The 19,847-nt window shown below is 64.9% G+C and carries 18 protein-coding genes; 14 read left to right on the top strand and 4 right to left on the bottom strand.

Going from position 1 to position 19,847, the window contains the following annotated elements; genetic code table 11:
* The 7 genes from Q2941_RS38630 to Q2941_RS38600 all read left to right on the top strand — a co-directional run.
* On the top strand, positions 1–634 hold a 634-nt coding region (locus Q2941_RS38630), incomplete at its 5' end, for a polysaccharide deacetylase family protein (protein WP_458195760.1).
* Between the two features lie 7 nt (positions 635–641).
* The gene (locus tag Q2941_RS38625; RefSeq protein WP_027521865.1) at positions 642–1,298 is read left to right on the top strand and encodes an aspartate/glutamate racemase family protein; all 657 of its coding nucleotides are present in this window, start codon (positions 642–644) and stop codon (positions 1,296–1,298) included.
* Between the two features lie 10 nt (positions 1,299–1,308).
* The gene (locus Q2941_RS38620) at positions 1,309–2,628 is read left to right on the top strand and encodes a dihydroorotase (protein ID WP_458195759.1); all 1,320 of its coding nucleotides are present in this window, start codon (positions 1,309–1,311) and stop codon (positions 2,626–2,628) included.
* A 12-nt stretch (positions 2,629–2,640) separates the two neighbouring features.
* A complete protein-coding gene (locus tag Q2941_RS38615) occupies positions 2,641–4,224 on the top strand; it encodes an ABC transporter substrate-binding protein (protein WP_027521867.1) in 1,584 nt (527 codons plus the stop codon).
* On the top strand, positions 4,221–5,594 hold the full coding sequence (locus tag Q2941_RS38610; RefSeq protein WP_458195758.1) for an amidohydrolase family protein: 1,374 nt from the start codon (positions 4,221–4,223) through the stop codon (positions 5,592–5,594). Before Q2941_RS38615 ends, Q2941_RS38610 begins: the two co-directional genes overlap by 4 nt.
* A gap of 129 nt (positions 5,595–5,723) precedes the next feature.
* Positions 5,724–7,808, top strand: a complete 2,085-nt coding sequence (locus tag Q2941_RS38605) for a hydantoinase/oxoprolinase family protein (RefSeq protein ID WP_458195757.1) — start codon at positions 5,724–5,726, stop codon at positions 7,806–7,808.
* Between the two features lie 2 nt (positions 7,809–7,810).
* Positions 7,811–9,475, top strand: coding sequence for a hydantoinase B/oxoprolinase family protein (locus tag Q2941_RS38600; RefSeq protein ID WP_458195761.1), 1,665 nt, complete (start codon positions 7,811–7,813; stop codon positions 9,473–9,475).
* An 8-nt stretch (positions 9,476–9,483) separates the two neighbouring features.
* On the opposite strand, the gene Q2941_RS38595 is transcribed toward Q2941_RS38600, so the two are convergent.
* On the bottom strand, positions 9,484–10,812 hold the full coding sequence (locus Q2941_RS38595) for a dicarboxylate/amino acid:cation symporter (protein WP_027521871.1): 1,329 nt from the start codon (positions 10,810–10,812) through the stop codon (positions 9,484–9,486).
* Positions 10,813–10,851: 39 nt separating this feature from the next.
* Positions 10,852–10,974, bottom strand: coding sequence for a hypothetical protein (locus tag Q2941_RS38590; protein ID WP_458195756.1), 123 nt, complete (start codon positions 10,972–10,974; stop codon positions 10,852–10,854).
* Here Q2941_RS38590 and Q2941_RS38585 point away from each other — a divergent pair.
* The 5 genes from Q2941_RS38585 (at position 10,973) to Q2941_RS38565 (ending at position 15,941) form a co-directional block, all read left to right on the top strand.
* Positions 10,973–11,779 carry an NAD-dependent protein deacetylase gene (locus tag Q2941_RS38585; RefSeq protein WP_458195755.1) on the top strand — a complete coding sequence of 269 codons (807 nt, stop codon included), beginning with the start codon at positions 10,973–10,975 and terminating at the stop codon, positions 11,777–11,779. The genes Q2941_RS38590 and Q2941_RS38585 overlap by 2 nt on opposite strands.
* Before the next feature lie 332 nt (positions 11,780–12,111).
* Positions 12,112–13,827: a pyrroloquinoline quinone-dependent dehydrogenase gene (locus Q2941_RS38580; protein ID WP_458195754.1), complete on the top strand. Its 1,716-nt coding sequence runs from the start codon at positions 12,112–12,114 to the stop codon at positions 13,825–13,827.
* Positions 13,828–13,912: 85 nt separating this feature from the next.
* Positions 13,913–14,269, top strand: coding sequence for a c-type cytochrome (locus Q2941_RS38575; RefSeq protein WP_254109073.1), 357 nt, complete (start codon positions 13,913–13,915; stop codon positions 14,267–14,269).
* Between the two features lie 41 nt (positions 14,270–14,310).
* Positions 14,311–15,078, top strand: coding sequence for a substrate-binding periplasmic protein (locus Q2941_RS38570; RefSeq protein ID WP_254109072.1), 768 nt, complete (start codon positions 14,311–14,313; stop codon positions 15,076–15,078).
* 2 nt (positions 15,079–15,080) lie between these two features.
* Positions 15,081–15,941: a sugar phosphate isomerase/epimerase family protein gene (locus tag Q2941_RS38565; protein ID WP_458195753.1), complete on the top strand. Its 861-nt coding sequence runs from the start codon at positions 15,081–15,083 to the stop codon at positions 15,939–15,941.
* Between the two features lie 42 nt (positions 15,942–15,983).
* Here Q2941_RS38565 and Q2941_RS38560 read toward each other — a convergent pair whose 3' ends face one another.
* Positions 15,984–16,628, bottom strand: a complete 645-nt coding sequence (locus Q2941_RS38560) for a glutathione binding-like protein (protein ID WP_458195752.1) — start codon at positions 16,626–16,628, stop codon at positions 15,984–15,986.
* Positions 16,629–16,738: 110 nt separating this feature from the next.
* Between Q2941_RS38560 and Q2941_RS38555 the strand changes: the two genes are divergently transcribed.
* Entirely contained in the window at positions 16,739–17,389 is a 651-nt protein-coding gene (locus tag Q2941_RS38555) for a TetR/AcrR family transcriptional regulator (RefSeq protein WP_254109069.1), read from the top strand.
* 30 nt (positions 17,390–17,419) lie between these two features.
* Here Q2941_RS38555 and Q2941_RS38550 read toward each other — a convergent pair whose 3' ends face one another.
* Complete coding sequence (locus tag Q2941_RS38550; protein WP_254109068.1) at positions 17,420–18,340, bottom strand: LysR family transcriptional regulator; 921 nt, start codon at positions 18,338–18,340, stop codon at positions 17,420–17,422.
* A gap of 127 nt (positions 18,341–18,467) precedes the next feature.
* Here Q2941_RS38550 and Q2941_RS38545 point away from each other — a divergent pair, with 127 nt between their 5' ends.
* On the top strand, positions 18,468–19,847 hold the full coding sequence (locus Q2941_RS38545; RefSeq protein WP_254109067.1) for an MFS transporter: 1,380 nt from the start codon (positions 18,468–18,470) through the stop codon (positions 19,845–19,847).

Here is a 19,847-nt window from a genome sequence, read left to right as displayed (position 1 = left end):
GGCGACGTTCTTCGTCACGGGATGGTCGGTCGATGCGCACCCCGCCATGGCCGAGTCGATCCTCAAGGCCGGTCACGAGATTGGCCATCACGGCTACCACCACCTCCTGCCCGATCCCGGCGATCCCTGGATCGAGGAGGAGCTGGAGCGTGGCTTTGAGGCGCTGAAGCGCCGGCTCGGCGTCAAGCCGATCGGCTACCGCGCGCCCTATGGCGAGTTCACCGAGGAGCTGCGCGTCGCGCTGGTGCGCCACGGCATCGTCTATACTTCCTCGTTCCGCGATGACGTCAGGCCCTATCGCCATCGCCTCGCCGACGGCAAGCCGGGCACGATCGAGTTGCCGGTGACCGCGAGCTATGACGACTGGATGCACGGCCTCTCCGCCCGCTTCAGCCCGCGTTCCATCTTTCCCAAGGAGCACGTGCTCTCGATCTGGAAGGACGAACTCGACGAGGTCAGGGACTGGGGCGCGATGGTGACGACGGTCTTGCATCCGCAATGCAGCGGACGTCCCATGCGACTTCGTCTGTTGCGAGAATTCTTGACCTACGCAAAATCCTGTCCAGACCTCTGGATCACGACGGGCGAGGCCATCGCCGCGAACTTCCAGCGCCATGAGGCCGCCAAGCGTTGAGCACAGCATGACCCGCCGTCGCATCCTGACGATCAACCCGAACTCCTCCGCGGCGGTCACGGCGGCGATCGACGAAGCGGTCGCGCCGCTCAGGATCTCCGGCGGGCCGGAGATCGTAGTGGTGGGGCTCGCCGAAGGCCCGCCCAGCATCACCTCGCAGCGCGACGCCGACAGCGTCGTCATGCCGCTCGTCAATCGTGTTGCGCGCGAGGATGCCGACGCCTTCGTGCTCGCCTGCTTCAGCGATCCCGGGCTGCATGCGGTGCGCGAGGCGGCAGGCGGCCGCCCGGTGATGGGCATTGCCGAATGGGGCATCTTGCGCGCGCTGACGCTCGGCGAGCGGTTTGGCATCATCGCGCTGTCGCCGCAAAGCATTCGCCGCCAGCAGCGCATGGTGCGGCAGATGGGCGTGGACGGTCGCTATGCCGGAAGCTGGTCGGTCGGCGCAAGCGCGGCGGAAACAGCGAGCGCCGATATCCGTGGGCGCCTGATCGAGGCGGGCCGCGCGCTGGTCACGCAAACCCGCGCCGACGTCGTGGTGATGGGCTGCGCCGGCATGGCCTCGCACCGCGCCGCGATCGAGGACGCGATCGGCGTTCCCGTGGTCGAACCGGCGCAGCAGGCGGTCGCTGCGGCGATCGGCGCGGTGTTGTTGAAAGCATGAAAGGCGGACGATGAATTTTGATGTCCTGATCCGGAACGGCACCTGCGTCACGCCCTGGGGCGAAGAAGCTGCCCATGTCGGCATCTCCGGCGGGCGTATCGCGACACTATTCGCGAGTTCGGCCGACACGGCCGACCAGGTGATCGACGCCAGCGGCCTTCACGTCCTGCCCGGCCTGATCGACAGCCACGTCCATCTGCGCGATCCCGGCGATGCGACGGTGGAAACGCTGGCGACAGGCACGCGCGCTGCAATACTCGGCGGCATCGCCACGCTGTTCGACATGCCCAACACCAATCCGCCGATCGTCGATCAGGAGCGGCTCGACTGGAAGCGCGGCTACGCGGAAGCGCAGAGCTTTTGCGACATCGGCCTCTACATCGCCGGCGCCAAGACCAATATCGATCAGCTCGCGCATCTCGAAAGCGAGCATGGCGTGTGCGCCATCAAGGTTTTCGCCGGCTCTTCGACCGCGTCGCTGCTTGTCGAGGACGACGAGCACCTGGAAAAGCTGATGCGCGCGGGGCGCCGCCGCATCGCCTATCACAGCGAGGACGAATATCGCCTCCAGGCCCGCAAGCCGATGTTTTCGCGCGGCATGCCGCATCGCTCGCACATGGAGTGGCGCGACGAGGAATGCGCCTTCCTCGGCACGCGCCGCCTGATGGCGCTGGCGCGCAAGACCGGTCGGCCCGCGCATATCCTTCACGTCTCCACGGCGGAAGAGCTCAGCTATTTGCGCGATTATCGCGACGTCGCGACCGTCGAGGTGCTGGTCAACCACCTGACGCAGGTGGCACCGGAGTGCTACGACACGCTGAAAAGCTTCGGCGTGATGAACCCGCCGATCCGCGGCGAGCGGCATCGCGAGGCGAGCTGGGCCGCGCTGCGCGACGGCATCGTCGACACTATCGGCAGCGATCACGCGCCGCATTCGCGCACCGCCAAGGAGTTGCCCTGGCCGGATTGTCCGGCGGGTCTCACCGGCGTGCAGACGCTCGTTCCTGTCATGCTCGATCACGTCAATGCCGGCCGGCTGTCGCTGTCGCGCATGGTCGACCTCATGGCCGCCGGTCCCGCGCGGGTCTACGGCCTCGTCGGCAAGGGGCGGCTCGCCGCCGGTTACGACGCTGACGTCACGCTGGTCGACATGAAGGCGAAGCGCACCATCGAGGACTCCTGGATCGTCTCGCCCTGCGGCTGGACGCCGTTCGCGGGCAAGAAGATCGCGGGCTGGCCAGTCGCCACCATCGTGCGCGGCCACACCGTGATGCGCGACGACGAGGTGCAGGGCGCGCCGATCGGCCGTCTCGCGCGCTTTGCGTCCTAGGAGATTTGTTCGATGCCGATCACTCGCCGCTCCCTGCTCAAGGCCGCAGCCGCAGCGCCAGCACTGTCGCTGCCTCGGATCCTGCGCGCCGAGGAGCAGACCACGCTGCGTTTCATCCCGGTGATCGATCTCGCCTTCGTCGACCCGATCTATTCGACCGCGCAGGTCTCGCGCAATCACGGCTTCATGGTCTACGACACGCTCTACGGCATGAGCGCCTCGCTCCAGGTCTCGCCGCAGATGCTGTCGGGGCATGTCATCTCCAATGACGGGCTCCAGTGGGACCTCACCCTCCGCGACGGCCTGCTCTGGCACGATGGTGAGCGCGTGCTCGCGCGCGATTGCGTCGCTAGCATCCGCCGCTGGGCGGCGCGCGACGGCTTTGGCGGCGAGCTGATGGAGGCAACCGACGAACTCTCGGCTGCCGACGACCGCACCATCCGCTTCCGCCTCAAGCGTCCGTTCCCGCTGTTGCCGCAGGCGCTGGGCAAGGCCGCGATCAACGCCTGCTTCATGATGCCGGAACGGCTCGCAAGCCAGGATCCGTTCAAGCCGCTGACCGAAGTCATCGGCAGCGGTCCGTTCCGCTATCTCGCCGATGAGCGCGTGCAGGGCGCGCGCAACGCCTATGCCCGCTTCGACCGCTACCAGCCGCGCAGCGACGGCAAACCGGATTGGACCGCTGGTCCCAAGATCGTGCATTACGACCGCGTGGTCTGGACCACCACGCCGGACGCCGGCACCGGCGTCGCTGCGCTCCAGACCGGCGAGCAGGACTGGCAGGAAACCACACCGCACGATCTGTTGCCGGTGATCAAGGCTGCCGGTGACATCGAAACGCGTGTGCTCGATCCGCGTGGCTACACCTGCATGCTGCGGCTCAATCATCTCCAGCCGCCGTTCGACAATCCCGCGGTTCGCCGCGCATTGCTGGGCGCGATCGATCAGTCGTCATTCATGACGGCGGTCGCGGGCATCGATCCCGCCTATCAGGTCTCGCCGATCGGATTCTTCGCACCGGGAACGCCGATGGCCAGCGAGGTCGGGCTCGACGTCTTCCGCGGCCCGCGCGACTACGCCAAGGTCAAGGCGGATCTCAAGGCCGCCGGCTACAATGGCGAGAAGGTCGTGCTGCTCGTGCCCACCAATTCGCTGGCGCAGCGCCCGCTCGGTGAGATCGCCGCCGACACGCTGCGCAAGGCCGGCATGAATGTCGAATACGCCGCGCTCGATTTCGCTGTCGTGCTGCAACGCCAGTTGAAGAAGGAGCCGATCGGGCAGGGCGGCTGGAGTGCCGCGGTTGGCAACTGGCAGGGCATCGACTGGCTCAATCCCGCCGGCAACACGAATTTGCGCGGCGAAGGCAAGGTCGCCGGCTGGTACAAGAGCGAGAAGATGGCCGGCTTGCGCAGCCAGTGGTTGGCGGCATCCGAACTTGCCGAGCAGCAACGCATCTGCCGCGAGATCCAGGCGCTGGCGTTCGAGGAGATTCCTTACCTCCCGATCGGCCTGTACAAGCAGCCAACCGCCTATCGCAAGTCCATCACCGGTATTCTCGACGGCACCGCCGTCTTCTGGAACGTACGCCCCGCATGAGCACGATCGCGATCTTCGGCAGCTACGCATTGACGCGCAAGGACGGCGCGCAGCATGTCTTGCGCGACCATTGGGTGCTGGTCGAGGGCAAGACGATCGCCGCGGTTACGCGTGACAAGCCGCGCGCCGATCGGGTCTATGACAAGCCCGGCCGCCTCATCCTGCCGGGGCTGTTGAATCTGCACAACCACTGTTTCAGCGAGGCCGTGGCACGCAGCCACACCGAAGACGGCAACGGCCGCCGCAACAACCAGAGCATCGTCTACACGGTGCTGCTGCCGCTGACCAAGCGCGGCGCCGATCTGTTGTCGCCGGAAGAACGCCTCGCGGTGGCGCGGCTCGGCATCCTCCAGCTCCTGAAGGGCGGCGCCACCACCGTGATGGAGCCGTTCCGCAATTCGATCCCGGAGATGTTCGACGCCGCCGAGGAAATGGGCATCCGCTTCTACGGCGCGCCCTACCTCTTCTCTACCTCCGACGCCAAGGCAGGCCCCGACGGCGTGGTCAGCTATGCCGGCGATGACGGCGTGGCTGATATGGCAACCTGGGACGCGCTGTACCGGCGCTGGAATGGCCGCGGTGAGGGGCGCATCGGCCTTGCGATGAGCCCGCACGCGACCGACACTTGCGGGCCCGACCTGCTCAAGGCGTGCGCGGCGCGAGCGCGTGAGCTTGATGTCCCCATCACGACGCATCTGGCGCAGAGCCGCGCCGAGGTCGAGACCATCGGCAAGCGCTACGGCGGCCGCACGCCGGCGGAATATCTGGATTGGCTTGGCATTCTTGCGCCGGACCTGCTCGCCGCGCACTGCATCGCCAGCACCGATGACGATCTGAAGCTGATGGCCGCGCGCGGCGCGACCGTGCTGAACTGCCCGCGCGTGTTCGCGCGTGCCGGCGTGACTGCGGCATTCAGCCGCTTCGCCGGCCATGGCGTCCGCACTGTGGTCGGCACCGACGGCTACAACATGGACCTGCTCGGCGAGCTCAATGCCGCCTCGCTCATCTCCAAGACGTCGTCGCAGCGCGCCGATGTCGCGAATTCCCCCGAGCTAATCGAGTCGATCACCGCAACCGCCGCCGACATCATCAAGCGGCCCGATCTCGGCCGGATCGCGCCGGGGGCGACCGCCGATCTCACCGTCGTCGATCTGACCCACCCGCATTTGCAGCCGCTGTTCGATGTCAGGCGCGCATTGGTCGCACTCGCCAACCGCGCCAATATCGACCAGGTCATGGTCGACGGCCGCGTGCTCATCGATGCCGGCCGTCTCGTTCATGGCAATGAAGCCGCGATCACGTCGCAAGGCGCGGCTGCGATCGGGAAAATCTGGGATCTGCCGGAGGCGCAGGCCGCCTTCAACGGCTGAGCTGCCATCCTTAGCTATTGCATAGGTGCCCGGCAAAATCGTGGAGCGCGTTGCCATCGGTGGAGTCGATGGCATACAAATTGCTCAACGCTTGAACCCAACCTGTCGATCAGCACGGAGACATCTGGAATGCGTGAGGGAGCCGAAGTGCGGCTTGCCGTCGATATCGGAGGAACGTTCACCGATATCGTGCTGGATGTGGGACTGGAGCGCAAGACGCGCAAGGTGCTGACGACCCCGACACGCCCCGAGCAGGCGGTGCTCGACGGCATCCGTCTCATTCTCACCGACGCGCATGCGCATATCAGCGATATCGACGTCTTCATTCACGGCACGACGCTGGCGACCAACGCCATCATCGAGCGCCGCGGCGCGAAGACCGCGCTGATCGCGACCGAAGGCTTTCGCGACGTGCTCGATATCGGCACTGAGAGCCGCTATGATCAATATGATCTCACCATCGACAAGCCGAAGCCGCTGGCGCCACGTTCCCTGCGCTTCACCGTCCCCGAGCGCGTCGATGCGCATGGCGCGGTGCGGCTACCGCTGGATGAGGCCGCGGTGCGCGCGCTGGTGCCGAAATTGCGTGCGCTGAATGTGGAAAGCATCGCCATCGCTTTCCTGCACTCTTACGCCAATCCCGAGCATGAGCGGCGAACGGCCGCGATCCTCGAGCAGGAGATACCCGGCATCTCCGTGACGATGTCTTCGGCGGTGTGCCCCGAGATCCGCGAGTATGAGCGCACCTCGACCGCTGTCGCCAATGCCTATGTGCAGCCTTTGATCGACGGCTATCTCGCGCGCATGGCAGAGGCGCTGGCGGTCGAGCAGTTCCGCGGCGCGATCTATCTCGTGACTTCCGGCGGTGGTGTCACCTCGATCGAGACGGCGCGGCGCTTTCCGGTACGCCTCGTCGAATCCGGTCCTGCGGGCGGCGCGATCTTCGCGGCGCAGATCGCGGCGCGGCTCGGCGAAAGCAAGGTGCTCTCGTTTGACATGGGCGGCACCACGGCAAAAATCTGCCTGATCGAGAAGTTTCAGCCGGAGACCTCGCGCGTGTTCGAGGTCGATCGCGCCGCGCGCTTTTTGAAGGGTTCGGGCCTGCCGGTGCGCATTCCCGTGATCGAGATGGTCGAGATCGGCGCCGGCGGCGGCTCGATCGCGCGGATCGATGCCATGAAGCGCGTCACCGTCGGTCCCGAGAGTGCGTCGTCTGAGCCTGGCCCGGCCTGCTATGGCCGCGGCGGCACGCGGCCTGCGGTGACCGATGCGGACGTCGCGCTCGGCATGATCGATCCCGACGCCTTTGCCGGCGGCACGATCAAGCTCGATCCGGAGTTGTCGAAGGCGGCATTGCTGCACGATGTCGGTGAGGCGCTGGGCCTGTCGGCGGAGAATGCCGCCTACGCGGTGCACGAGGTCGTCTGCGAGAACATGGCGAGCGCGGCGCGCGTGCACGCGGTCGAGCGCGGCGCGGTGGTCGGCCAGCATACCCTAATCGCCTTCGGCGGCGCCGCGCCGCTGCATGCGGCGCGCGTTGCCGAGAAGATCGGCGTCTCCCGGGTGATCGTCCCGTCCAACGCCGGTGTCGGGTCGGCCGTCGGGTTTCTGGCTGCGCCCATCGCCTATGAGCTGGTGCGCAGCCGCCATGTCCGGCTCGACGATTTCGATACCGCAGTGGTCTCGGATCTCCTGCAGGAGATGGCGACCGAGGCGCGGGCGCTGGTCGAGCCCGGCGCTGCCGGCGCGCCGGTGCGCGAGCGCCGCGCCGCCTTTATGCGCTATGTCGGCCAGGGCCATGAGATCGCGGTCGAGCTGCCGAATCGGCCGCTGACCGCGGCCGATCTCGCTGGCTTGCGAAAATCCTTCGAGACCGATTATGCCGCGATGTTCGAGCGACCGATTCCGGGCGCTGCGATCGAGGTGCTGAGCTGGTCGGTGCTTGCGACCACCGAGCCGCGCAATCCGCCGGTCGTCGATGCCGTCGCGCGCAAGCCGGCCGGAAAGGCATCCGGCAGCCGAAAGTTCTTCGATGGAAGGGCCGGGCGCCTGGTCGAAATCCCCCTGTACCGCCGCGAGGACATGGTGCCGGGCGCGACCATCGCCGGCCCTGCCGTGATCGCGGAAGATGAGACCTCGACTTTCGTTTCGACCAGTTTTGACGCCCACATCGACGGTGCCGGCAGCATCGTCATGGAACGGAAGGCGGCGTGACCATGAATAGCGCAAGCACAAGCCTGATCGATCTTCAGATCATGTGGCACCGGTTGATCGCGGTGGTCGAGGAGCAGGCGCAAGTGCTGCTCCGCACCGCGTTCAGCCCGATCGTGCGCGAATGCGGCGATCTCTCCGCCGGCGTGTTCGACCTCCGAGGGCGCATGCTGGCGCAGGCCGTGACGGGCACGCCGGGTCACGTCAACTCGATGGCAGAATCGGTCAAGCACTTCATCGCGCATTTTCCGCTGGAGACGATGAAGGAGGGGGACGCCTACATCACCAACGATCCCTGGATGGGAACCGGCCATCTCAACGACTTCGTCGTCACCACGCCCTGCTTCAAGAAAGGCAAGCTGGTCGCGCTATTCTCCTGCACCAGCCATCTCATGGACATCGGCGGCATCGGCTTCGGGCCTGACGCCACCGACGTCTTCATGGAGGGGCTCTACATCCCCATGCTGAAGCTGATCGACCAGGGCGTCGTCAATGAGACGCTGATGGCGATGATCCGCACCAACACGCGGCTGCCGATCGACACCGAGGGCGACACCTATTCGCTGGCCGGCTGCAACGACGTCGGCTGCGAGCGCCTGGTCGAGATGATGACCGAGTTCGGCATCGACACGCTCGATGAGCTCGGCGACTACATCTGTGACCGTTCGCGCGAGGCCGTGCTCGCCGAGATCGCGAAGCTGCCGAAGGGAAGCTGGCGCAACACCATGATCGTCGACGGCTATGATGCGCCGGTGACGCTATCGGCAATGCTGATGATCTCGGAGAAAGGCATTCACGTCGATTTCACCGGCACTTCGCCGGCCTCGAAGTTCGCCATCAACGTGCCGCTCTCCTACACCACCGCCTACACCGTGTTCGGCCTTGGCTGCGTCGTCGCCTCGGAGATTCCCAACAATGCCGGCTCGCTCTCGCCGCTGACGGTGTCGGCGCCATCAGGCGCGATCCTCAATGCGCCAAAACCTGCGCCGGTGGCTTCGCGCCACGTGATCGGCCAGATGCTGCCGGACGTCGTGTTCGGCTGCCTGCGCCAGATCATCCCCGAGCGCGTGCCGGCCGAAGGCACCTCGTGCCTGTGGAATCTCAACGTGCGCGGACAGACGCGTTCCGGCGCTGGCGGCAATTACGGGTTCTCGATGGCGGTGACCTCTAACGGCGGTACCGGCGCGCGCTTTGCCAAGGACGGGCTGTCGGCGACCGCCTATCCGAGCGGCGTGCGCGGCACGCCCGTCGAGATCGCGGAGACGCAGACGCCGCTGATCTTCTGGCGCAAGGAGCTGCGCCCGGATTCCGGAGGCGCGGGCCGGACCCGCGGCGGTCTCGGCCAGATCATCGAGGTCGGCAGCGGCGTCGATGCGCCCTTCGACATCCTGGCGGCGTTCGATCGCATCGATCATCCACCACGCGGCCGCGATGGTGGCCGTGACGGCGAGGCCGGCTATGTCGGGCTGAAGTCCGGCAAGAAAATGCGCGGCAAAGGCTTTCAGCAGGTGCCGCCCGAAGATCGCCTCGTCGTGATGACGCCGGGCGGCGCCGGGATCGGCGATCCCCGGGAACGCGAACGGACCAGCGTGCAGGAGGACGTCGAGAGCGGGCTGGTGTCGTCAGAGAACGCGGCTGCGATCTACGGACTCGACGACGTCACGTCGTGATCTGAGTCTCAGGACCCGCCACCCGGCTCCAGCGCCTCGCCGATCGCGAGCGGATGCGCCATGGTCTCGTGCAGCGCGGTGCGATCGAGCTCGCCCTCTGACATGCTGATCACGACGCAGGCGACGCCGTTGCCGATCAGATTGGTGAGCGCGCGGCACTCGCTCATGAACTTGTCGATGCCGACCAGGATCGCGATCGACTGGACCGGGATGTCGGGCACAATGGAGAGCGTCGCCGCCAACGTGATGAAGCCGGCTCCGGTCACGCCCGAGGCGCCCTTGGATGTGATCATGGCGATGCCGAGAATGCCGAGCTCCTGCCAGATCGTGAGGTTGGTGTTGGTTGCCTGGGCCAGGAACAGCGTCGCCAGCGTCATGTAGATGTTGGTGCCGTCGAGGTTGAAGCTGTAGCCGGTCGGAATGACGAGGCCGACCACGGAGCGCGAAGCGCCGAGATGCTCCATCTTCTCGATCATCTGCGGCAGCACCGTTTCCGATGACGAGGTGCCGAGCACGATCAAGAGCTCGTCCTTGATGTAGGCGATGAAACGCAGGATCGAGAAGCCTGCGACCCGCGCGATCGCGCCGAGCACGATCAGCACGAACAGGATGCTGGTGAGATAGAACGTGCCGATCAGCGCGACGAGGTTGAGCAGAGAGCCAAGGCCATAGGCGCCGACGGTGAAGGCCATCGCGCCGAATGCGCCGATCGGTGCGACGCGCACGACGATGCGGATAATGCCGAAGAACATCTTTGCGGCCTTGTCGACGGCGTCGACGATCGGCTCGCCGGCCTTGCCGAGGAAGGCGATGGAGAATCCTGACAGGATCGAGATCAGCAGCACCTGGAGGATGTCGCCGCGCGCGATCGCGCCGATATAGCTGTCCGGGATGATCGCCATCAGGTGGGCGACGATGCCCTCTTCCTTGGCCTTGGTGACGTAGGTCGCCACCGACTTCGGATCGATCGTGGAGGGATCGATGTTGAAGCCGTGCCCGGGCTGGAGCACCTCGCCGACGAGCAGGCCGACCGCGAGCGCCACCGTCGAGACCGTCTCGAAATAGACCAGCGCCTTCAGTCCGACCCGGCCGACCCGCTTGAGGTCGCCCATCGAGGAGATGCCATGCACCACGGTGCAGAAGATCACCGGCGCGATCATCATCTTGATCAGCGCGATGAAGCCGTCACCCAGCGGTTTCAGCTCCTTGCCGAGGTCGGGATTGAAATAGCCGACCAGGATCCCGAGCGCGATCGCGATCAGCACCTGGACGTAGAGGATCTTGTACCAGGGTTGATGATGACGATGGACGGCGGGAGGAATCGCGACTGACGTCATGGAGTGCCCCGGATTGCATTGCAGATCGGCGCCTCTTCATCATGGGCCGTCCGGCGCAGGGCGGACAATCACAATTTCGTCGGCGCGCGAGCCGCAGCGCAGCATCGTCATGCGCTCCTCCATCTGGCAAAGCCGATCGAAGCAGACTACATCCTCAGCCATGGCAAAACGTCCGCTCGAAGATTTCGTCGCCCGGCACCAGCGTCTCTTCGTTCTGACCGGGGCAGGCTGCAGCACCAATTCCGGCATTCCCGATTATCGCGACAACCAGGGCAACTGGAAGCGAACCCAGCCGGTCAACTACCAGGTCTTCATGGGTGATCCGCGCACGCGGCAGCGATACTGGGCGCGCAGCCTGATCGGCTGGCGGCGGTTCGGCCAGGCCATGCCCAACGACGCGCATCATGCGCTGGCTCGCCTCGAGGCGAACGGGCAGTGCGAGATGCTGCTGACCCAGAACGTCGACCGGCTGCATCAGTCGGCGGGCCACCGCCAGGTGATCGATCTGCACGGCCGGCTCGATCTCGTGCGCTGTATGGGCTGCGGCGAGAAGACGCCGCGCGACGGATTCCAGCGCTCCCTCGGTCGTGCGAATGCCGCCTGGCTCTCACTCGATGCCGCGGATGCGCCCGACGGCGATGCCGATCTCGAGCACGAGGATTTTTCCTCGTTCAACGTGCCGGCCTGCCAAACCTGCGGCGGCATCCTCAAGCCCGACGTCGTGTTCTTCGGCGAGAGCGTGCCGCGCGATGTCGTCGCCTCAGCGCAAGAACATCTGGAGCAGGCCGACGCCATGCTGATCGTCGGCTCATCGCTGATGGTCTATTCCGGCTTTCGCTTCGTGCAGATGGCGGCACGCAAGAACATTCCGATTGCCGCCGTCAATCTCGGACGCACCCGTGCCGACGATCTCCTCACGCTCAAGGTCGAAGAGCGCTGCGAGGCTGCGCTCGCGTTCCTGTTGTGAGTACGCGCAGGGTTCGGCGTCTGCACTGAGACTCGGCGATTTCGCTGAAATAGTCAGCGCAACTGACATTCCACCTTCGCGTTCAGCGCACATTCCGTGATTGAACTCCTCGCGATCCGGCGTACTCTATGCCTGCGAGCGGGAGCAACAGCAGCCAATCAAACAGACCGACCTCCTTGGGCGATGGGCGCCGAGAGAGACGGAAAGCTGTCGCCGACACACCTTTAGGAACCAAGGAGACGAACCGACACTTGACCGGGCTGCAAGCGTCCGTCGCAGAGACGTTCTGCCATACACACAGTCAAGAAGCACACAAGCGGGAGGAACTGCACATGAAGAATTGGTGGCGCTATTCTCGTCTACCCCTTGTCGTTGGTGCGGCACTCATTGTGTCGCCGGCCCTGGCTCAAACCGTGGACACTGCGCGCATCGACGCCGGCGGCCAGAACGACTGGCTGACCTATCACGGCTCCTACAAGTCCCATCACTACAGCCCGCTCGCGCAGATCAATGCGAGCAATGTCGGCAATCTGGGCGTTGCCTGGATCCACATTCCCGGCCGCTCTACCCGCGGCCTGCAGTCGATGCCGGTCGTCGCCGACGGCGTCCTCTACTACTCGGGGTCCTACAGCCGGGTGTTCGCGCTCAACGGCGCGACCGGCGAGGTGATCTGGTCCTATTTCCCCGAGCTCGACGAGGCGCTGATCGCGCGTCAGACCCATTCTCCCTATAATCGCGGCGTCGCGCTCGGCGAGGGCAAGGTCTTCGTCGGCACGATGGACGGCCGCCTGTTCGGGCTGGATGCGAAGACGGGCAAGGTTCTCTGGGAAACCAAGCTGATCGACTCGCAGAAGCTGACGGTCGGCTTCACCGGTGCGCCGCTTTATGCGAAAGGCACCGTGATCATCGGCGCGCAAGGTGGCGAGTGGCCGGGCCGCGGCCCGATCTTCGCCGTCGATGCCACCACAGGCAAAAAGAAATGGGAATTCCTGACGGTTGCCGGCACCGATGAAGCCATGAAGACATGGGGAAATGATTCGTGGCGTACTGGCGGGGGTGGCGGCTGGATGCCGGGCACCTACGACTCCGAGACCAACACCATCCTCTGGGGCACCGCAAACCCGGCTCCGCTCTACGACTGGTCGGGCAAGGATTACAAGACGCAAGGTGCGCGTCCCGGCGACAATCTCTACACGAGCTCGGTGATCGGTCTGGACATCGATACCGGAAAGCTGAAATTCTATCATCAGGAGCTGCCGCACGACGGTTGGGACTTTGACAGCGCCGTCGGTGAATTCGTCATGCTCGATCGCGACGGCCAGAAGCTGGTGGTGCATCCGAACAAGAGCGGCTACATCTTTGTCTACGATCGCAATCTCGGTTTGAAGAACGTCTGGCGGATTACCGAGAACAGCAATTTCGTCAAGAACATCGACCCAAAGACCGGCGAACTGATCGGTCGGCGTGACTTTGCAGCGGGAAAGGTTGATGAGCCACTGTGCCCGCACATCTCCGGCGGCGTCAGCTTCAATGCTGGCTCCTACAATCCGAAGACGGGCCTCTACTACAAGCTCGGCCAGGAATGGTGCATGACCCTCGAGGTCATGAAGACGACACCGGTGACTGCCCCGCAAGTACAGCTCAATATCGGGGCCGATTTCAAGATTGCGCCTCCTCCAAGCGGGGAGATCTATGGTCATCTCGACGCGCGCGATCCGGTGACTGGCGCCAAGAAGTGGGAGGTCCGTTTCCCCGAGCCGCCGCTCGCGAGCGTCCTGTCGACCGGAGGCAATCTGGTGTTCGTGCCTGACTCGCGCGGTACCATTCATGCCTACGATGCCGAAAGCGGGACCGAGCTGTGGAATCACTCTGACGGCACCGGCCATCAGGGCGGAATCATCAGCTACTCCGCCGGCGGTAAGCAGTATATCGCGGTGACTGCGGGCTTTGGCGGCATGGCGTCGGATGATTATGCGCCGACCTTCGGCGGCGTTTACAAGAGCATGCCGCGCGATGACGGCGCGCTCATCGTTTACAGCCTGAAATAGGCCTTTTCGGACGGTTGGACGGGGAGCGGGCACAAGCCCGCTCCCCGCGCGTTGGAAAGGACAGAGGGGTAGATGGAACATAAAAATGGAGTTCCGTCCCATGCGATTGAATTTGCCGGTGCTGTGGACGGCGGTACTGTCCACGTGCTTCGCGTGTGCCATGCCCGCATCCGCACAACAGGCTTCCCCGGCGCCGGGCAACGAGGAATTCGACGCCAGGCAACTGTTCGCAACGACCTGTGGCTGGTGTCATTCCGATGGGGGGCGCGCGGCCGGCAAGGGGCCGCAGCTCATGAATACGGCTCGCGACGACGATTATCTTCGCAACCGCATCAGGCAGGGCAAGTCTGGCGCGATGCCTGCGTTCGGCGAGACCTTCAGTGACGCGCAGATCGACGAGATCATAAAGTATATCCGGCAATTGAAGCCGCACGAGGGGTGAGGCGAAATCCAAGTTTGATCCGAGAACACGAGGCTTTCGGAATGAAGTTGATCCTCTCGCTCATGGTCGGTGCCGCCGTCGCGCTCTCGGCAGCGGCGCAGGCGCGCACCCTAGAGGCGATCCGCTCAGCCGGCGAGATCGGGCTGTGCGCCCATCCCAACTCGCTTCCCTTCGCCAGCAAGGCCGGCGATCCTCCCGGATTTCAGGTCGAATTGGGACGGGCACTGGCACGCGAGCTCGGCGTCTCGCTGAGGCTCGACTGGATCATCACGCAGTATCAGATGCGCAGCGCCACTTGCGATGTGCTTCTCGACGTCATCGCCGATCGTGAGGCGCAAGGCGAAACCCGCCTGCGTATTTCGAAGCCGTATTACCGCACTGGCGTTGCGCTGGCGGTGCCATCATCCAGCGCGCTCACCTCGTTCAAGAGCCTGAACGAGCACACCAAGGTTGGGGTGCAGGTCGGCTCCGTCGCCGCCATGATCATCGGCCAGCGCCGCGTGCCGACGTCGACCTTCGGCTTCGAGAGCGACAGCCTCGACGCCCTTTCGAATAATGAACTGGACGCCGCCGCCGTCACGCCGACGGCGGCGAGCTATTTCAACCTCACGCATCCGGAGAAGCCGCTTCGGATCCTCGCTCGTGACGAGAGCGTGACCGACCTGAACTGGAACGTCGCGGTCGGCATGGTTCGCCCGGACGATGCGTTGCGCGAAGCGATCGATGGGGCGGTCGACCGCTTGCGGGCCGACGGCACGATCGATCGGATCTATCGTCGCTACGGTATCGTCCTCGAGGCACCGAAATAGCCGTGCATCGCAGTTTCGGCAGCCCGCCGGTCAACAGGCGCGACGTCCTCCGAGGACTCGCTGCCGCAGCGGCGCTGGGAGCGGCCACGGCATCCGGCGGCGAGGCGCGCAGGATCGGCCTCCAGCTCTATACGGTCCGCGACCTCCTGAAGAGCGACTTCGAAGGCACGCTCCGCAAGGTTGCCCGCCTCGGCTATCGCGAGGTGGAGTTCGCCGGCATTCTCGGCCCTGACGTGAAGCGCACAAGCGAGCTCTTGCGCAGCCTTGGCCTTGCCGCCCCGTCGCTGCATCTCGACTACGCGGGCCTGCGCGATAAGACCGGATCATCGTTCGATATCGCCCATTCGCTCGGCAGCCGGTTCGTCGTCTGTCCCTGGCTGGACCCACCAGTGCGACAGACGATCGACGACTGGAAGCGGATCTGCGACGAATTGAACAGGATCGGCGAACTGGCGGCAGGTTCCGCCCTGACCCTCGCCTATCACAATCATGATTTCGAGTTTCGAGAGCTCGCCGGCGGCATGCAGCCCTACGACGTTCTGCTCAGCCGTACTGACGGGCGTGTCGTCAAGCTCGAGCTCGACGTCTACTGGGCGACCAGGGGAGGTCGCGATGCCGCTGATGTCCTGAAGGCCTTTCCATCGCGATTTCGGCTGGTTCATCTCAAGGACATGGCGAAGGACGGGGCGACCACTGAACTGGGGCGCGGCACGATCGATTTCGCAGGGATATTCGCGGCCCTGCCTGCAAGCGGCGTGCAACACGCCTTCGTCGAGCAGGACGTGTCTGCCGATCCGCTGCACAGCATCGAGACCAGCATCGCCTTCCTTCGCACCCAGCGGTATTTTTCCCGCAGCACGTGATCGTCCCGGCCGTGGCCGGGACGATCTGTTGATCGACGCGACCTATGCCGCCGCCTTCCGCCGCGTCTGCTCAGCCTTGTACAGTTCGAACTCCTCGGCGATCGCCTTCGCGATCGATGGGCGCTGCTTGAGGCGCTCGTAATAGGCCTTCAGATTCGGCCATTTCGCCAGCTCGATCGGCGGCGTCGCCATGGTCCAGTTGATCACCGTGACGAGATAGGCGTCGGCGACGGTGAAGTGGTCGAGCAGGAACTCGCGGCCCTTCAGGTGGTTCTCGACATAGTCAAGTCGCGACAGGTTCTTCTCCAGCACATAAGCCTTGCTCTCCTGCGGCGACTTGCGATCGAGCACGGGGATGAACAACCCCTTGTGCAGCTCGGTGCCGATGAAGCAGAGCCATTGATGCAGACGCGTGCGGTCGATGCCAGGTCCGGTGCCGAGGCCGGATTGCGGAAAGCGGTCCGCGACATACTGCAGGATCGCTGCGTTCTCGGTCAGCACCACGCCCTCGTCGGTGCGCAGTGTCGGCACCAGGCCGATCGGATTGACGGCGCGGAAGTCGGAGCCGTCATTCAGCACGGTCTTGGTCGGTGAATCGACTTCGAGATAGTTCGCCTCGGCGCCCGCTTCATACAGCGCGACGCGGGTCGCCATCGAGCAGGCGAGCGGCGAGAAATAGAGATCCATGGGGTGCCTCCTTGGGCGTGGTGTCATTTGACCTTGCGTTCGCAACCCGGTCGGATTGATTTTTGTACTGTTCCGCATAATATGGAAGCGGTCAAGGATTATTTTGCGAGATGGTACAAAAATCAAAAGGCCCGCCGATCGCTGCACCCGAGCCGCCGAAGCGGCGCGGCCGGCCGCGCGCCTATGAGCCCGACGTCGCGCTCGGCAAGGCGCTCGACCTGTTCCGCACCCAGGGCTTTGCCGCGACCTCGCTCGACGATCTCAGTGAGGCCACCGGCATGAACCGGCCGAGCCTCTACGGCGCCTTCGGCGACAAGCGCGAGCTCTACATCAAGAGCTATCAGCGTTACCGCGAGCAGGCGCGCGCCTCGATGGTGGAGATCTTTCGCGCGGATCTGCCGCTGCGCGAACGGCTGGAGCGCATCTTCGCCTCCGCACTCGCCATCTATCTCTCCGGTGAGGCCGGTCCGCGCGGCTGCTTCACGGTGGTGACCGCGGCCTCCGAGGCCGTCGGCGATCCCGAGATCCGCGCCATGGTACTGGACGGCCTGTCCGAGCTCGACAAGGCTTTTGCCAATTGCTTCCGCCGCGCCAAGGAGAAGGGCGAGTTGGCCGACAGCGCCGACCCGGTCGTGCTGGCGCAGCTCGCCTCGGCCACCATCCACACCATCGCCATCCGTTCCCGCGCCCGCGTCCCGCGCAAGGAGCTCGACGCGATCGTGAAGGGAGCGATCGATGTGATGGTGGGGGTGAAAGGCTGACCCTTCGCCGGGACGACAGCGAGAGCGCGGCTACCCCGCCTCCCGCCCGAGTGCCGCCGCAGATGTCGCGGCTTCCCGGAATGCATCGCGAATGGAGCCCAGCAGGGTCTGCACGCGGGCGAGGTTGGAGCGCGTCGCCGGGACAAGTGCCTTGACCCAGAGATCAGGGATATGGAGTTGCGGGAGGAGCTCGACCAGCGTGCCGGTCTTGAGCCGCTCCGCCACTGCGGTGCGCGAAGCGATTGCTATTCCGCTGCCCGCACACAGGCTGTCGATCACGAGCGCGCCGTTGTTCGTCACGAGGTGCGGCCGAACCGCGACCGTCGTCACGCCATTGCGGCCTTCAAAAGTCCAGGCGGGCCCGATAGGCGAAAACACGATGCAGTCGTGATTGACGAGATCGCGGGCATGCCGGGGATGGCCGCGCCGCGCCAGGTAGGAGGGCGCGGCACAAAGCACGCGTTCGAACACGTGCAAGGGCTCCTCGAGCACGCCGTCGAAGGACGACGGCATCATGGTGAGCACGATGTCGAAGCCTTCCTCGACCGGATTTACGGTGCGGTCCACCAGCACCGCGTCGAGCGTCACGCGCGGATACTTGATCTGAAACGACGACAGCAGTTGCGCGAGGTCGATGACCATCGGTGATGCCGGCGCCTTGATGCGCAATTGGCCCTCGAGCTCGTTCGGCGATCGCATGATCCCCTTCGCCATCTCGTCGTATTCGCGCACGATCTGGCGGATGACGTCGAGATAGCGCTCGCCGACCTCGGTGAGCGCCAGGCGGCGCGTGCTCCGCCGCAACAGCGTGGCCTTCAGCGACCACTCCAATTGTCCGACCCGCTTGGTGATGACGGATGGCGCCACCCCAAGCTGTCGGCCCGCCTCGGAGAAGCTGCCGGCTCGCGCCGTCGCCAAAAATGCCTTCATATTCAAGAGGCTATCGGCCATTTAGTCCAATCTGGAAAAGATCATCGCTCAAAGTAGCTTATTCTCCCTCGTTCTCGAAGGAAATAGATTGCTTGGCGCGATAAGCCGTCACCAGAACAAGCGAAACGGCAACGCGGAGGAACGAGCAATGAGCGCACCCGACGTCATCGATGTCACTGATGTCATCGAGCGCCAGCGCCGTAACGGCCTGGTCCTGACGGTCCTGATCCTGTCGACGACGATGATGTTCCTGGATGGTTACGACCTCCAGGCGATGGCCTTCGCCGCACCGTCGATCATCCGCGCCTGGGGCATCCAGCGGGCCGCGCTCGGGATCGTCTTCAGCGCCGGTATTTTCGGCATTCTCGTCGGCGGCCTCGTGTTCGGATCGCTCGGCGACCGCATCGGCCGCCGGCTATCGATCGTCGCTTCGATGCTGGTGTTCGGCAGCTTCACGCTGGCGACGGTATGGGCGAGCGACATCACGAGCCTGATCGTGCTTCGCTTCCTCGCCGGCATCGGCATCGGCGGCTTGTCGCCTCTGTGCTATGCGCTCAACCTCGAATATGCGCCGAGCCGCTATCGCGGCACGGCGGTCGCAATCATCATGGTTGGCTATGTCGCGGGCAGCAGCATCGGTGGCTTCATCGCCGCCGGTCTCGTGCCGCAGTTTGGCTGGACCATCGTATTCTGGATCGGCGGCGTGCTGCCGCTCCTCGGGGCCGCGCTGTGTTACTTCGCGCTTCCGGAATCGATCAAGTTCCTCGTGGTGCGCAATCGCGAGCCCGCGGAAGTCGCGCGCATCCTGAACCGGATCGAGCCCTCGCTCCAGGCGCACGCGACGACGCACTTCGTCCTTCGCGATGAAGCTTCCGCTGGCAGCGCCGGCACGGGGCTCGTGTCGCAGCTCGCCACGCTGTTCGACGGACGGCTTGCGGTCATCACGCCGTTCCTGTGGGTGGCCTACATCGCAAGCTCGATCACGATGTTCTTCCTCAACAGCTGGACGCCGATCCTGGCGGAGGCGTCCGGGCATACGCCCGCGCAGGCCGCCATGGGCCTGACCGTGTTTAGCCTCGGAGGCGCCGTCGGCGGCCTCACCATTGGCCGGGTGCTCGACCGGTTCGGCGTCATCGCCATTGCGATCGTGCCGCTGATTGCCTCGCCGCTGGTCGCTTCGCTCGGCTGGGCCGGACTTGGTGACAGCACCTACCTCGCGACGATGGTCTGCGTCGGCTTCTTCGTGGTGGGCGGTCACCAGGGCCTGAACAGCTCGGTCGGCCAGTTCTATTCCAGCACCAACCGCACGACGGCCGTCGGCTGGGCCTTGTCGGTCGCCAAGATCGGCTCGATCAGCGGACCGCTGGTCGCCGGGATCCTTATCGCGCAGCAGCTGCCGTTCTCGAGCCTGTTCCTGCTCGCCGCACTGCCGCCCCTGGTGGTGGCGGCTTGCGTCCTGGCGCTGGGGATCTCCCAACGCAAGCAAAGCGCGGCGGCGCGCAAGATCGACCAGGCGGCAACAGCCTAG

Source organism: Bradyrhizobium sp. UFLA05-153 (assembly GCF_054185185.1).
Note: the sequence above shows the minus strand (reverse complement) of the source record. Positions and strands in the feature narration are given on the sequence as shown.

Coding starts and splice junctions, on each gene's coding strand:
- Q2941_RS38555 (WP_254109069.1), top strand. CDS start 16,739: ATGGTACAAAAATCAAAAGGCCCGCCGATCGCTGCACCCGAGCCGCCG.
- Q2941_RS38560 (WP_458195752.1), bottom strand. CDS start 16,628: ATGGATCTCTATTTCTCGCCGCTCGCCTGCTCGATGGCGACCCGCGTC.
- Q2941_RS38575 (WP_254109073.1), top strand. CDS start 13,913: ATGGAGTTCCGTCCCATGCGATTGAATTTGCCGGTGCTGTGGACGGCG.
- Q2941_RS38600 (WP_458195761.1), top strand. CDS start 7,811: ATGAATAGCGCAAGCACAAGCCTGATCGATCTTCAGATCATGTGGCAC.
- Q2941_RS38610 (WP_458195758.1), top strand. CDS start 4,221: ATGAGCACGATCGCGATCTTCGGCAGCTACGCATTGACGCGCAAGGAC.
- Q2941_RS38580 (WP_458195754.1), top strand. CDS start 12,112: ATGAAGAATTGGTGGCGCTATTCTCGTCTACCCCTTGTCGTTGGTGCG.
- Q2941_RS38625 (WP_027521865.1), top strand. CDS start 642: ATGACCCGCCGTCGCATCCTGACGATCAACCCGAACTCCTCCGCGGCG.
- Q2941_RS38550 (WP_254109068.1), bottom strand. CDS start 18,340: ATGGCCGATAGCCTCTTGAATATGAAGGCATTTTTGGCGACGGCGCGA.
- Q2941_RS38570 (WP_254109072.1), top strand. CDS start 14,311: ATGAAGTTGATCCTCTCGCTCATGGTCGGTGCCGCCGTCGCGCTCTCG.
- Q2941_RS38615 (WP_027521867.1), top strand. CDS start 2,641: ATGCCGATCACTCGCCGCTCCCTGCTCAAGGCCGCAGCCGCAGCGCCA.
- Q2941_RS38595 (WP_027521871.1), bottom strand. CDS start 10,812: ATGACGTCAGTCGCGATTCCTCCCGCCGTCCATCGTCATCATCAACCC.
- Q2941_RS38585 (WP_458195755.1), top strand. CDS start 10,973: ATGGCAAAACGTCCGCTCGAAGATTTCGTCGCCCGGCACCAGCGTCTC.
- Q2941_RS38590 (WP_458195756.1), bottom strand. CDS start 10,974: ATGGCTGAGGATGTAGTCTGCTTCGATCGGCTTTGCCAGATGGAGGAG.
- Q2941_RS38545 (WP_254109067.1), top strand. CDS start 18,468: ATGAGCGCACCCGACGTCATCGATGTCACTGATGTCATCGAGCGCCAG.
- Q2941_RS38620 (WP_458195759.1), top strand. CDS start 1,309: ATGAATTTTGATGTCCTGATCCGGAACGGCACCTGCGTCACGCCCTGG.
- Q2941_RS38605 (WP_458195757.1), top strand. CDS start 5,724: ATGCGTGAGGGAGCCGAAGTGCGGCTTGCCGTCGATATCGGAGGAACG.